Origin of the sequence: Acinetobacter sp. YH12219 (assembly GCF_013417875.1) — a bacterium.
Taxonomy (GTDB): Bacteria; Pseudomonadota; Gammaproteobacteria; order Pseudomonadales; family Moraxellaceae; genus Acinetobacter; species Acinetobacter amyesii.
Genome location: NZ_VPDC01000006.1, coordinates 38,174 through 50,381, shown reverse-complemented (window position 1 = coordinate 50,381; position 12,208 = coordinate 38,174). Strand labels below are relative to the sequence as shown.

At 43.6% G+C, this 12,208-nt stretch carries 12 protein-coding genes; 2 read left to right on the top strand and 10 right to left on the bottom strand.

Going from position 1 to position 12,208, the window contains the following annotated elements:
- Nucleotides 1-33: 33 nt before the first annotated feature.
- Nucleotides 34-846 (bottom strand): prolipoprotein diacylglyceryl transferase, encoded by an 813-nt coding sequence (lgt, locus tag FTV04_RS05520; protein WP_180088993.1) that lies wholly within the window; start codon nucleotides 844-846, stop codon nucleotides 34-36.
- Nucleotides 847-939: 93 nt separating this feature from the next.
- Here lgt and FTV04_RS05515 point away from each other — a divergent pair, with 93 nt between their 5' ends.
- Entirely contained in the window at nucleotides 940-1,719 is a 780-nt protein-coding gene (locus FTV04_RS05515) for an NRDE family protein (protein ID WP_180088992.1), read from the top strand.
- A 40-nt stretch (nucleotides 1,720-1,759) separates the two neighbouring features.
- Here the strand turns inward: FTV04_RS05515 and FTV04_RS05510 are convergent, their stop codons facing one another.
- The 4 genes from FTV04_RS05510 to tatA form a co-directional block, all read right to left on the bottom strand.
- Nucleotides 1,760-3,976 carry a PhoX family phosphatase gene (locus tag FTV04_RS05510; RefSeq protein ID WP_180088991.1) on the bottom strand — a complete coding sequence of 739 codons (2,217 nt, stop codon included), beginning with the start codon at nucleotides 3,974-3,976 and terminating at the stop codon, nucleotides 1,760-1,762.
- Between the two features lie 220 nt (nucleotides 3,977-4,196).
- Nucleotides 4,197-4,967 carry a twin-arginine translocase subunit TatC gene (gene tatC, locus FTV04_RS05505; RefSeq protein WP_180088990.1) on the bottom strand — a complete coding sequence of 257 codons (771 nt, stop codon included), beginning with the start codon at nucleotides 4,965-4,967 and terminating at the stop codon, nucleotides 4,197-4,199.
- Nucleotides 4,964-5,440, bottom strand: a complete 477-nt coding sequence (gene tatB, locus FTV04_RS05500) for a Sec-independent protein translocase protein TatB (protein ID WP_111884053.1) — start codon at nucleotides 5,438-5,440, stop codon at nucleotides 4,964-4,966. The genes tatC and tatB overlap by 4 nt, the downstream gene beginning before the upstream one ends.
- Before the next feature lie 12 nt (nucleotides 5,441-5,452).
- Nucleotides 5,453-5,674, bottom strand: a complete 222-nt coding sequence (gene tatA, locus FTV04_RS05495) for a Sec-independent protein translocase subunit TatA (RefSeq protein WP_180010203.1) — start codon at nucleotides 5,672-5,674, stop codon at nucleotides 5,453-5,455.
- A gap of 141 nt (nucleotides 5,675-5,815) precedes the next feature.
- On the opposite strand from tatA, the gene FTV04_RS05490 reads away from it, so the two are divergent.
- The gene (locus FTV04_RS05490; RefSeq protein ID WP_180088989.1) at nucleotides 5,816-6,697 is read left to right on the top strand and encodes a permease; all 882 of its coding nucleotides are present in this window, start codon (nucleotides 5,816-5,818) and stop codon (nucleotides 6,695-6,697) included.
- Nucleotides 6,698-7,092: 395 nt separating this feature from the next.
- Here FTV04_RS05490 and rdgB read toward each other — a convergent pair whose 3' ends face one another.
- From rdgB to leuA, 5 genes are all read right to left on the bottom strand, one after another.
- A complete protein-coding gene (rdgB, locus tag FTV04_RS05485) occupies nucleotides 7,093-7,716 on the bottom strand; it encodes an RdgB/HAM1 family non-canonical purine NTP pyrophosphatase (protein WP_078192870.1) in 624 nt (207 codons plus the stop codon).
- 103 nt (nucleotides 7,717-7,819) lie between these two features.
- On the bottom strand, nucleotides 7,820-8,410 hold the full coding sequence (locus tag FTV04_RS05480; protein WP_078189669.1) for a tetratricopeptide repeat protein: 591 nt from the start codon (nucleotides 8,408-8,410) through the stop codon (nucleotides 7,820-7,822).
- Complete coding sequence (metW, locus tag FTV04_RS05475; RefSeq protein WP_067763682.1) at nucleotides 8,407-9,000, bottom strand: methionine biosynthesis protein MetW; 594 nt, start codon at nucleotides 8,998-9,000, stop codon at nucleotides 8,407-8,409. Before metW ends, FTV04_RS05480 begins: the two co-directional genes overlap by 4 nt.
- Entirely contained in the window at nucleotides 9,000-10,160 is a 1,161-nt protein-coding gene (locus tag FTV04_RS05470; protein WP_180088988.1) for a homoserine O-acetyltransferase, read from the bottom strand. Before FTV04_RS05470 ends, metW begins: the two co-directional genes overlap by 1 nt.
- 104 nt (nucleotides 10,161-10,264) lie before the next feature.
- Nucleotides 10,265-11,962, bottom strand: a complete 1,698-nt coding sequence (gene leuA / locus FTV04_RS05465; protein ID WP_078192712.1) for a 2-isopropylmalate synthase — start codon at nucleotides 11,960-11,962, stop codon at nucleotides 10,265-10,267.
- Between the last annotated feature and the right edge of the window lie 246 nt (nucleotides 11,963-12,208).

Here is a 12,208-nt window from a genome sequence, read left to right as displayed (position 1 = left end):
AAACCTCGCTTGCTTAAAGACATTTAGAAAATATTAATGACTTTTTTGTGGACCCCAGTCATAGATTTTTTTCTGGTAGGCATACCACATCATCCATAGGCCAATCAGAATCATCGGAACCGTCAGGAACTGACCTTTACTCATCCATCCAATGAACAGTTGACCATTGTCCGGCTCACGGAAGAATTCAACGGTGAAGCGTGCGATACCATATCCGATAAGGAACAAGGCTGAAACGGCATAACGTGGACGAGGTTTTGAACTAAACCACCACAGCACGATAAACAGAATTAAACCTTCACAGAGTGCTTGATAAAGCTGCGACGGATGGCGCACCAACTGAAGTGGATCGGTTGGGAAGATCATACCGAAAGCAAAATTTGGGTCAGTCACTGCACGACCATATAGTTCGCCACCAATAAAGTTGCCAATACGACCAAACATTAAGCCTGTCGGAACGCAGGGTGCAATAAAGTCGAGGGTCTGGAACCAAGTCATTTTATATTTCTTGCACCACAGTAACATGGCAATCATGACACCAAGGAAACCGCCATGGAAGCTCATGCCGCCTGTCCAAACTTGGAATAGCCACAATGGGTTGGCAAGGAATTGATCGAAACCATAAAAGAAGACATAGCCAAAGCGTCCACCAATCACGACACCTAATGCACCGTAGAAAATCAGGTCAGAGACCATTTCTGCGTTCCAGCCGTCACGTTGTTTTGCGCGGTAGCTTGCCAAGCCCCATGCAAATAAAAAGGCCAATAAATACATCAGACCATACCAGTGAACTTGTAGTGGCCCCAGTGATATCGCCACAGGGTCGATATTTGGATATGTCAGCATTGCTGTTCCTTGTCATTATGTTTTGCACAGATTTTAGCTGAATGTGCTGAAAAATGTTGTACATTCAATGTGTAAAGATATTGAGAGTTGAATATGTGCATTGTGGCTTTTGCTTGGCAGGTCTTGGATGACATGCCACTCTGCCTGATTTCGAATCGTGATGAGTTTTATCATCGACCGACGGCAGGCCTAAAGCAATGGGTAGATAGTCCGATTATTGCAGGGCAGGACTTACAGTTTGGTGGAACATGGATGGGGATAACCGCTCAAGGGCGTTGGGCGATTGTGACCAATTTTCGTGATGGTCGTGATCAGACCACATATCCCACTTCACGTGGCGCTTTGATTCAGCAATTTTTAGAATCTGAGCAAACGCCCATTCGGTTTGCGCAAGCACTGGAACAAATCCAATGTAATTATGCTGGCTTTAATTTATTCGTTGGCGATGCCACTCAAGCCGTTTATATGAGTAATCGCGGTGAAGCACCACAAGTCTTAGCCAAAGGGGGGTATGTCACATCCAATGGTTTAATGACTGAACATTGGGAAAAGACCCGACATTTACGCAAACGTTTCACTCAAGAATTTTTGCCGATGCTACAAAGCCAGCAACCACAGGCGGATATAGACGCTGCTGCGTGGGATATTTTGGAAGATGAACGTAAAATCATTCCATCATTGTTACCCAATACTGGGATTCAGGCGGAAATGGAACATTTGCTGTCTTCAACCTTTATTCAAAGTCCGGTGTATGGCACCCGCTGTTCAAATTTATTGTGTATGCGGGATTCACAGTGGCATTGGCAGGAAAAACAGCAGCAGGGTGAGCAACAAGGACAGATCACCCAGATACAAGTGCATTTAAAGGTATAAAAAAAGCCGACGATTCGTCGGCTTATTTTTTAAAGGTGTTTTATGCGGTTTTTTGTGTTGGCTGAGCTTGTTCTACCGCTTCGCCAGCAATCACTCGACCATCTTTACGGGTGATGACAACGGTCGCTGAGCGAGGACGTGAGGTCGCTGCAGCATTGGTTTGTGATGCCGGCCAGTGGCTGGTCGGTTCAGCATAGGATGCTGAATCTTCACCGGGATGTTGCACATTGATAAAAATCGCTTTGTAGTCAGGTGTCATTGTTACACCTGTGATTTCACACTCTTTTGGTCCAGTCAGGAAGCGACGTAAGTTTTCATCATTCAGCTTTGCCCCCACAATGGTTTCTTGACCCGATGAGGTCGTAGCTTTTGTGCCATCACCGACTTGACCTGGAAGTGCAGCAAGCATCATACAGTTGGTGGTATCGGTATAAGCACCGTCATCGGTTTGAATCCATAACACACCACGTGGGTCGAACCACATCCCATCAGGTGATGACAAGTCATTATTGTCATTTAGACCAGATAAGTTAATGTTGCTCGCCATTTTTGCTTCAGCACCAAACAGGTAAATATCCCAAGTAAAGCTGAGTGCTGTGGTTGTATCACCATCTTCACGGAAACGGATAATATGACCGTTGACGTTGCCTTTACCACCTTCAGGGTCGGTGTAGTTACGAGGGTTGGCAGCATCTAGTGCATGCGTCGTACCACGGTTCGAGTTATTGGTGAGAGTCACATAGACTTCACCATTGTCTGGATGCACAGCGACCCATTCAGGGCGGTCCATTTTGGTAGCACCGACAGCATCTGCGGCAAGACGTGCGAAGGTCAGAATATCTGCTTGTGAGCTAAACGGATACACGCTGTTGCTTTGGTTTAAACCATTGACGTTATAGCTCAATTCAATCCATTGACCTTTGCCATCATTGTTAAATTTGGCAACGTATAACTTACCGTTGTTCATGTATTTGTCGCCCGCGGCATAGCCACCGTTGACATCTTTTTTATTCCATTTTTGGTCTGATACAAATTTATAGATGTATTCACCGCGCGAGTCATCGCCCATGTAAAACGCAAGGTTGTCATCTTCACGTAAGCGACTTGCACGGCAGTCTTCATGTGCAAAGCGACCCAGTGCTGTACGTTTTACGGGGTTTTCACGACGGTCAAATGGGTCGATTTCGACAATCCAACCAAAGGTGTTTGGACCATTACGATAATCTTCTGCTGCCTGAGTACCGGTAACATTCGCTGACCAACGGTCATATAAATCTTGTGACTCATTACTTCCAATCGCCGTTTCCCAACCATAGCGTGAGTTTGCACCCGCTTTTAGGCCATAACGGTTGAGTGCCACAATTTCAGCAGGACTACGTTTGGCATCATCGTCTTTTGCACGAGCGAAGTAACCAATGAAGTTTTCTTCTGTTGTCAGGTAAGTGCCCCAAGGGGTATAGCCATTACCGCAGTTGTTGTGTGTACCACGGGTTTGCTGGCTATTGGTTGAAAATTTCGTGCAAACTAAGCTTGAGCCTGCTACAGGGCCTTTAAAGTCCATTACGGTCGATGCGGTAATACGACGGTTAAATGGAGAATTTTGTACCAGTTTAACGGCTTGAGTCTTGCTGTCTTTTTCAATTTGAATCACAGAAACACCGTGTGCATTGACTTCACGGATGACTTCATCTTCAGGGCGACGACCATCCACTTTGGTTGGGCCTTGTGGGTGCAAGAAGGTCGGGTTGATGTATTCATGGTTCATCACCAACAAACCTTGGTCAGACTGCTTGGCATCATAACGTCCAGAGGTGGTATTTAAACCAAAGAAGCTCATACCGTCATGGCAGTCACCAGAGCGGAATTGGAAGCTCGGGCCAGAAGGAACATTGTTATCATCCCATGCTGGGTATGCAGGGTTAATCGAGTCACCCATCGCATATAGTACATGCGCTTGATAGCCTTCAGGAACAGTCACAATATCGTCTAAATTCTTTTTCACTGGTGTGAAATTGAACTTGGTCGGTTTTTGATTTGGATCAGTGACAGGTGGTTTGGTATTGCTATTTGAACCTGAGTCATTGTCATCATTACACCCTGTTAATGAAGATGCCAATGCAAGTGCGACTGCACCACTCGCAGTCTTGGTAATCAAGCTACGACGGCTGATGCGTTGTTCTAAAATGTCACGAAAATGAAGGTTATCCGAAGTGTTGTTATCAAGTTCTTGATCTTCGTTATATGGCATGTTTGTCATGAATTTAAATCCTGGCAAAGGTGTGCTGGGTAAAAGTTGATCACATAAAACTATCGATAAAATATGACAATGCTTTGAAGCTAATGTTGCAAACTGATGAAATAGGCATTTGGATTTCGCTGCATGTAAATTGCAAAACATTAAATGGACGCATAAAAAAAGAGGCTATCTCAGCCTCTTAGGTGTAAAACTCACCAAAATTGTCGAAACATCAGTTTGTTTAAGTTGTAGTTGCACGTCGTTTTTCAATCAGCTTGCCAAAGAACAAACCCAGCTCAAAGAGCATCCACATGGGAATGGCCAGCATGATCATCGAAAGCGCATCGGGTGGCGTGGCAAACATGGCGACAAAAAAACAGCCGACGATAATAAAACGACGCTTCTCCACCAAGGTTTGAGTAGATACCACCCCGATTAAAATCAAAATTAGCGTGATGATGGGAATTTCAAAGGTCAGCCCAAACACCAAAAAAAGCTTTAAGCAGAAACTTAAATAACTATTGATGTCCGTCATTGGGGCGACCGTTTCAGGGGAAACACTCATAAAAAAATGCAGGATGGATGGCAGGGCAACCCAATAGGCAAAGGCAATACCGGCATAGAAGAGGACGATACTGCCGAATAATAAGGGCATCGCCAAATGCCGCTCTTTTTCATACAGTGCAGGTTTGATGAAGGTCCAAAGTTGATAAATCACGAAAGGCATCGCGAGCATAAGCGCGACAAAGAAATTCAACTTGAACGGCGCCATAAAGGTGGCGGTCACATCCGTTGCGATCATGGATGAGTTCATCGGCAACTGCGCACGCAGTGGCTCTGACATCAATTGATAGCTTTGATTGGCAAAGGGTAGTAAACAAAAGAACAGAATCAAAATAAGTCCTGTAATTTTGATCAAATGCCGACGCAAAATCACCAAATGTTTGGTGATCGGCATTTCTTCCAAATCAGGCACAGTGTTCTGTGAATTATTCAGTGAAAGATCTGTCATACGGCCACCTGATATTCTGCTAATACATCGGTCGAACTTAATATAGGAGCTTGATCTGTTTTAATTTCGTGCTTTATTTTCATTTGGGGTGTAACCACGGCAAATATCGTGCTCTGACCACGTTCGATGTACTGATAACGTGGGGATAAATTTTTATTGTCAGGTAGGACTGCTTCTTGTTGTTTTTGCGCAGTCTGTTCTATGGGATGTTGCGTTTGTTGCAATTCATTCATCTGCGCCTGCATACGCGCTTCGAGCTGTTGAATACGTTGCATTTCTTTTTGCATTTCTTCACGAAGTTCGGACATGCGAAGCTCACGATCAATATCTGTTTGCACGTTACTGATCAGTCGTTTAACTTTCCCGTACCATTTGCCTGCAAAGCGGATACCTTCAGGCAGTTTTTCCGGGCCGAGTACGATCAGCGCAATAATGCTGAACACCAGTAATTCGCTAATACCAATATTAAGCATTATGACAACTCCTTAGCTTTGAACTGAGGAATTGGTTTTATTTTGAGCTTCATGCTCTAGCGTGCGAGGCTCATTAAGCTGTGTGTTTGCTGTGTCTTCATCACGCATCGACTTTTTGAAATCTTTGACCGCGCCGCCGACATCTTTGCCCAAGTTTTTTAGTTTTGATGTACCAAAGAGTAAAATCACCACAATTGCAAAAATCAGTACATGCCAAATCGATAGTCCAGCCATCTTGTTATCCTCTTGTTGGTCTGCACAACATTTCAGCAGTTGTAGATGACAGTGAAGTGACCAAGATGTTGCAGTTTAAAGACAGCCGCGAAGCTTATGTTCAGTGTTACTATGCATAGATTGAGCAGTGAGGGTGGTGTAGTGGCGTTTCTTCTTCCGATATTGGGTTTTTTAAGTGGCCTCGGATTGGCATCATTATCAGGAACATCATCGCTCAAATCGATTTTCTCTAGCTTACTTGCACGCTGTTTTATTCCAGCCGTGATCATCTACAACATGGTGTTCTATCAAGCAGGCAGTTTAGCACTCATGCTCTTTAGCTTTAGTGTTGCCGTGCTGATGTTTTATTTATTTCGCTGGCTGTTAAAAGATAGTTTACGTGCCTTGTGTGTCAGTTATTTGAACTTGGCTTGGCTGGGTTTTCCTTTTGCATTAGCACTGTTTGGCCCTGAAATTAGTGCAGCGATGGTGGCTCTGTATGTCGGTGGCTCTATCTTTGGCAATATGTGGGCCGTGACAGCCGTCAGTTCAGCCCAACTCCCATGGTCGAGCGTGATTCAAAAAGTGGCGATGTCACCGCCTGTATTTGCCTTGATGATTGCAGGTGTCTGTCGAATAGTTGGATTACAGCATATAGAAGAACATCAGCTCTTAGATTGGCTGTATCAGGCTGCAAAAATTGGAATGAGTTTCACAGGGATGTGCGTCTTAGGCATGTGGCTGCGCCAAACTAAGGTACAGTGGCGTGATCTGATGAACAGTAGTCGTATTTATGCGATGAAACTCACCGTTGGCGCGGTGATCTGTAGTTTGAGTTATGCCTTTCTTCCGATTCCCCAGATCGAGAAATATATTGGGGTGATGTTCATGCTGTTCTGCTTACCCCCTGCAGCCAATATTGTGGCTTTAGAAACGCATTATCAAGGAACAGGCACTTCGGCACGTTATATTGCTTCAGGCACGATTATGAGCTGCATCGTCGTCAGTTTTTATGGGTTAATTTTGCATCTTTTTTCGCTTTAAAATGAAAAGTGAATTATAGATGCCCGCAAAGGGCGACTACTTGAGCTGTTTTCGAATCTGCCAATCACGCACGAGGGCGTATATCATTGCGATACCTATCAGGCCTGGAAATCCAACCTGACCTTGCGACAGATTAAGCATGATCGACAGCACGATCAATACTGCAAAAATAACGTAAGTGGTACGAAAGCCTGAGGTGAGCGGGTAGGTTAGTTGCGCATGGCAATGAGGGCAGCTTATTTTTTGAAAACCAAGAAATGAGCGTGTTGGGATTTCAGTTGAAGTGTGATGGCAAGCGTTGCATATGATCTGTATCGGTTGAAGTGCCATAATTATTCTATTTTTATTCAGGGATTGGAGTTAATCTTTGGCATTAAGATTAACTCCAATTCAAATTATTTCAAACTTGCTTTAAATAATTTCATCGCCTGACCACGATGGCTGATTTTATTTTTTTCTTCTTTTGATAATTCAGCACTAGAAACGTTTAGTTCAGGCAGCCAAAACAGTGGGTCATAGCCAAAGCCATTTTCACCGCGTGCTGCTTCCATCACTTCACCGCGCCAAATCCCTTGGAAAATTTGTGGGAGTGGGTCTTCTGCATGTTGGACCAAAGCCAAGACACATACAAACATCCCTTCGATGGCTTCACCCTCTTTACGGAGTGGTTTGAGGTCAGCAAGCAACTTGGCATTGTTAGCGGCATCATTGCCATGTTCACCTGCATAGCGCGCAGAGTAAATCCCCGGTGCGCCACCAAGCACAGGTACGCAAATGCCAGAATCATCTGCAATGGCTGGCTTGCCTGAAATTTTCGACGCATGACGCGCTTTGATAATGGCATTTTCAACAAAGCTTAGACCGTCTTCGATGGCATCTTCAATGTTCAACTGACCTTGTGGAATCACTTCAACAGGCAAATTCAGTTCCGCAAACATTTTTTCAAATTCTGCAATTTTGCCTTTGTTATTACTTGCAAGCACCAAAGTGCCTTGAGATAACCAATCAGTTGAAGCCATGTGAATATTCACCATAAAACAAGATTTGAGGCTATTTTAACAAGATGCTGTGGTTGACAGGCAATAAAAAAGCACCCGAAGGTGCTTTTTAAGATTCAAAAACTTATTGTGCTTGAATCCATTTGTCTGCACGGTCACGTGCTTGACGAATTTGGTCTTGGCTTAAGTTGGCTGCCAATGCCGTTTTCTTACCTTCAGACAAGCTAATCACTTTGTTGTCGAGCATGCCATCACGGGTAGAAAGCTCATACCATTGGTATGCACCCATGTAGTTTTTCTTTTGCTCTTCCATCATGGCTAAGTTAAAGCTTGCGCGGTTATCACCACGGCTGGCTGCTTTTTCGAAATATTGACGAGCAAGCGCTTCATCTTTTTTAGTCCCAATGCCATCTGCAAGCATACGACCTACATTAAGCTGTGCTGCAGATAAACCTTGATCAGCAGCAGCCTTATACCATGCAAAAGCTTGACGTTCATCTTTGGCAACGTCTTTACCTTGTTGATATTTAGTGCCTAAGTAAAACTGAGCACCGGGCTGACCTGCTTTAGCAGCTTTACTTAAGCTGTGAATATCCATAATTGAATATTGAGCAGCTTGGCTAGAAACTGAAGATGATGGAGCAACATAATCCGCATGGGCTTGTATGCTAAAAAGTCCAATCAGTAGCGTCGTGCTTAATAATAATTTTTTCATAGAGCGCTCACTCGATAAATTGCGACTTCACCAAATAGATTTGGGAGACGTTTACTCAGTAAACTGTCTTGTTGATCCCCATTCACGGCAAGTCGGTTAATAATCCGGATGTTATTTTCAGCACACAGCGCTTCAAAATCACGGAAAGTACATAAATGAATATTGGGCGTGTTATACCACATATAGGGTAACGCGTCTGAAACGGGCATCATTCCTTTTAATGCAAGGAAAGAACGAGTCTTCCAATGTGCAAAGTTTGGAAAGGTAATAATAGCCTGTTTCCCCACACGCACCATGTCTCTTAAGAGAACGTCTGGTGCATCTACAGCTTGCAAGGCTTGTGCCATAACCACATAGTCAAAAGACTGGTCGGCAAAGCGACTTAAACCTAAGTTCAAGTCCTGTTGGATGATATTTAACCCGCGACTGACTGCAATTGCAATCTTTTCTTGATCAATTTCTAAGCCATATGCACGAATATTGTGCTTTTTGCTCATATGTGCAAGCAGTTCACCGTCACCACACCCTAAATCGAGTACGCTTGAATCTGGTTTAATCCAACGTTCAGCCAGTTGATGATCAATACGCATTAGTTGGTCTCCTTCGGTGTTTCTTGCAGGTGTTTTACACCGCCTAGGAATGCACGTAAGCTTTTCACATATAAAGGAATCGGGAACAAGAAAGAGTCATGGCCTTGTTCAGCATCAATATCCACATAGCTCACAGGCTTATGATTGCTAATTAATGCATCTACAATTTCTTGCGAACGAGCAGGGGCAAAACGCCAGTCCGTTGTAAACGAAACAACTAAAAATTGACACTTGGTTTTAGACATCGCGGCTTTTAATGATTGCTCATATTCACGTGATGGATCGAAATAATCTAAAGCCTTGGTCATGATCAAATAGGTATTGGCATCAAAGTTACGGCTAAATTGCTCACCTTGATAACGCAAATAACTTTCGACTTGGAATTCGACGTCAAAGCCATACATAAATTTACCTGACTTTAAGTCACGGCCAAATTTTTGTTTCATGGCTTCTTCAGAGAGGTAAGTGATATGACCGACCATACGGGCCAAGATCAAACCTCGCTTAGGATAACTGTCATTTTCTAAATAGCGACCATCATGGAAATCAGGGTCAGACAAAATCGACTGACGCGCCACTTCGTTAAAGGCAATGTTTTGCGCAGACAGTTTTGGGGTACTGGCAATAATCACGCACTTTTGTAAACGATCTGGATAGTCCACAGACCATTGTAGAGCTTGCATACCGCCTAAAGAGCCGCCAATCACCGCATACCACTGCTGAATCTCTAAACGGTCAGACAACATGGCTTGGGTTTTGACCCAGTCACGTACAGTGACTAATGGGAAATCAGGACCATAAGGGCGATTGTCATTTTCAGGATTTGGAGAGGTCGGTCCAGTAGAACCGCTACAGCCGCCAATATTATTTAGTGCTACGACAAAGAATTTTGATGTATCAATGGCTTTGCCTGGTCCAATACATGCGTCCCACCAACCCGGCTTACGGTCATCTTCATGATGATAACCTGCAGCATGGTGATGGCCTGACAGTGCATGACAAATCAAAATTGCATTAGATTTGTCTGCATTCAGTTCGCCATAAGTTTCAACCATGAGCTCAAAACGTGGGAGTATGCGATCGCATTCGAGCTCTAACGGCTCTTCAAAAATAAACTTTTGTGGGGTAACTAAGCCCACTGAGTCAGCTGGAAAAGACACAGGAATAATTCGCCTTAAATCTTTAGTATGAATAATAAAAGGATACCACTTGAGGGTATCCTTCTAAAGTCATTTTATTGCTATTTGATATTTATAGCATTGAATTAGACTGCAGCAGCAATCACTTGTTCAGTACTCAAAACACCTTGTTCAATTAAACGGTTAGTGCTGGCAATAATCGCTTCAATGGATGCAGTCACGATGTTGTCATGTACACCTGCGCCGAATGCAGACTTGCCTGTGCCTTTCACTTGAAGCTCAATTAAAGCCAAGGCTTTAGCATGTGCGCCTGAACTGATGCTACGTTCTTCATAGTTCAAGACATCAATCGGTAACTGTAAGGCATTTAAGATAGCAGAGATTGGGCCGTTGCCTTCACCACGTAATTGCTGGATCTCACCGTTCACTTCGATATCGAGTTCAATGACTTGCTTGCCATTTTCATCATGTAAGCGGTAGTTTTTCGCCGCATAATGTGTATCTTTGGCAGCAACATAGGTGTCTTTAAATAATGACCAGATCGCTTGTGCAGAAATCTCGGTGCCGTCTTCATCTGTTTTTTGCTGTACGATTTGCGAGAACTCAATTTGAATACGACGAGGCAACACCACGTTGTAATTTGATTCTAACAAGTACGCAATACCGCCTTTACCAGACTGTGAGTTGACGCGAATCACGGCATCATAGTCGCGGCCCAAGTCTTTCGGGTCGATTGGCAAATAAGGCATATCCCACATTTCTTCGTTCTTTTGGAACTCGAAACCTTTTTTAATGGCATCTTGGTGTGAACCAGAGAACGCGGTAAAGACCAAATCACCAGCATACGGATGACGAGGGTGTACCGGCAAGCCTGTGCATTCTTCAATGATTGAAATGATTTCGTTAATGTTTGAGAAATCTAAGTTTGGCGCAACACCTTGGGTATACATGTTCAATGCAATCGCTGCAACGTCCACGTTACCTGTACGTTCACCGTTACCAAACACACAACCTTCGACGCGGTCAGCACCAGCCATAATGGCCAACTCAGAAGCGGCAATACCACAGCCACGGTCGTTATGACAGTGCACAGAAATAATCACACCGTCACGGCGTTGAATGTTACGGTGCATCCATTCCACTTGGTCTGCATAGACGTTCGGACCTGAAACTTCAACCGTTGCAGGCAAGTTTAAAATCACTTTGTTCTCTGGAGATGCTTCCCAAATTTCAGTGACCGCATCACAGACATCTTTAGCAACTTCTAATTCTGTTGCAGTAAAACACTCTGGACTGTATTGGAATACAAATTCAGTTTCAGGCTGTTTTGCAGCGTATTCTTTGACTTTCGTTGCGGCGTTAATTGCTAATTGTTTTGCACCAGCAACATCAACATTCAACACTTTATTGCGGAAAGTTGGAGAGTTTGAGTTGTAGATATGCACGATGGCACGTTTTGCACCTTGTAAAGATTCAAATGTACGTTGAATCAAATGATCACGTGCTTGAACCAAAACTTCGATGTACACATCATCAGGAATATGACCGCCTTCGATCAACAAACGCGTGAAATCAAAGTCGATTTGTGATGCAGAAGGGAAGCCGATTTCAATGTGTTTGAAACCAATTTTCACAAGCATTTGGAACATTTTGAACTTTTGTTCAATGTTCATTGGCTCGAAGATCGCTTGGTTACCGTCACGAAGGTCGGTACTCATCCAGATCGGCGCTTTATTGATTTCGTTATTTGGCCATTGACGGTCTGGTAAGTCTACACGTTGGTACATGCGACGGTATTTTTTGCTTGGATCTGCCAACATCATGTGAAAACTCCTTATAGCACCGTGGATAAATGTCGTGGATAAACGGCAAGGTACTACTTATATAGATTGTGTCTATTCTAGCAATTTACAAGTTTAATATCGGAGTCTTTAGTCGAAAGTCGAAATAAATCTGTAAAGATTCACATGACTTAGCTTTACCGTAAGCTCGTAAACGTATAACTAAATATTAGTCCATATATTCCGGAAATAATTTCCTATTTTTGCGTCAAGATGCCATTACTGGAA

Bases quoted from the DNA above. Each gene is read 5' to 3' on its own strand.
- lgt (WP_180088993.1), bottom strand. From the start codon at position 846: ATGCTGACATATCCAAATATCGACCCTGTGGCGATATCACTGGGGCCA.
- FTV04_RS05515 (WP_180088992.1), top strand. From the start codon at position 940: ATGTGCATTGTGGCTTTTGCTTGGCAGGTCTTGGATGACATGCCACTC.
- FTV04_RS05510 (WP_180088991.1), bottom strand. From the start codon at position 3,976: ATGACAAACATGCCATATAACGAAGATCAAGAACTTGATAACAACACT.
- tatC (WP_180088990.1), bottom strand. From the start codon at position 4,967: ATGACAGATCTTTCACTGAATAATTCACAGAACACTGTGCCTGATTTG.
- tatB (WP_111884053.1), bottom strand. From the start codon at position 5,440: ATGCTTAATATTGGTATTAGCGAATTACTGGTGTTCAGCATTATTGCG.
- tatA (WP_180010203.1), bottom strand. From the start codon at position 5,674: ATGGCTGGACTATCGATTTGGCATGTACTGATTTTTGCAATTGTGGTG.
- rdgB (WP_078192870.1), bottom strand. From the start codon at position 7,716: ATGGCTTCAACTGATTGGTTATCTCAAGGCACTTTGGTGCTTGCAAGT.
- FTV04_RS05480 (WP_078189669.1), bottom strand. From the start codon at position 8,410: ATGAAAAAATTATTATTAAGCACGACGCTACTGATTGGACTTTTTAGC.
- metW (WP_067763682.1), bottom strand. From the start codon at position 9,000: ATGCGTATTGATCATCAACTGGCTGAACGTTGGATTAAACCAGATTCA.
- leuA (WP_078192712.1), bottom strand. From the start codon at position 11,962: ATGATGTTGGCAGATCCAAGCAAAAAATACCGTCGCATGTACCAACGT.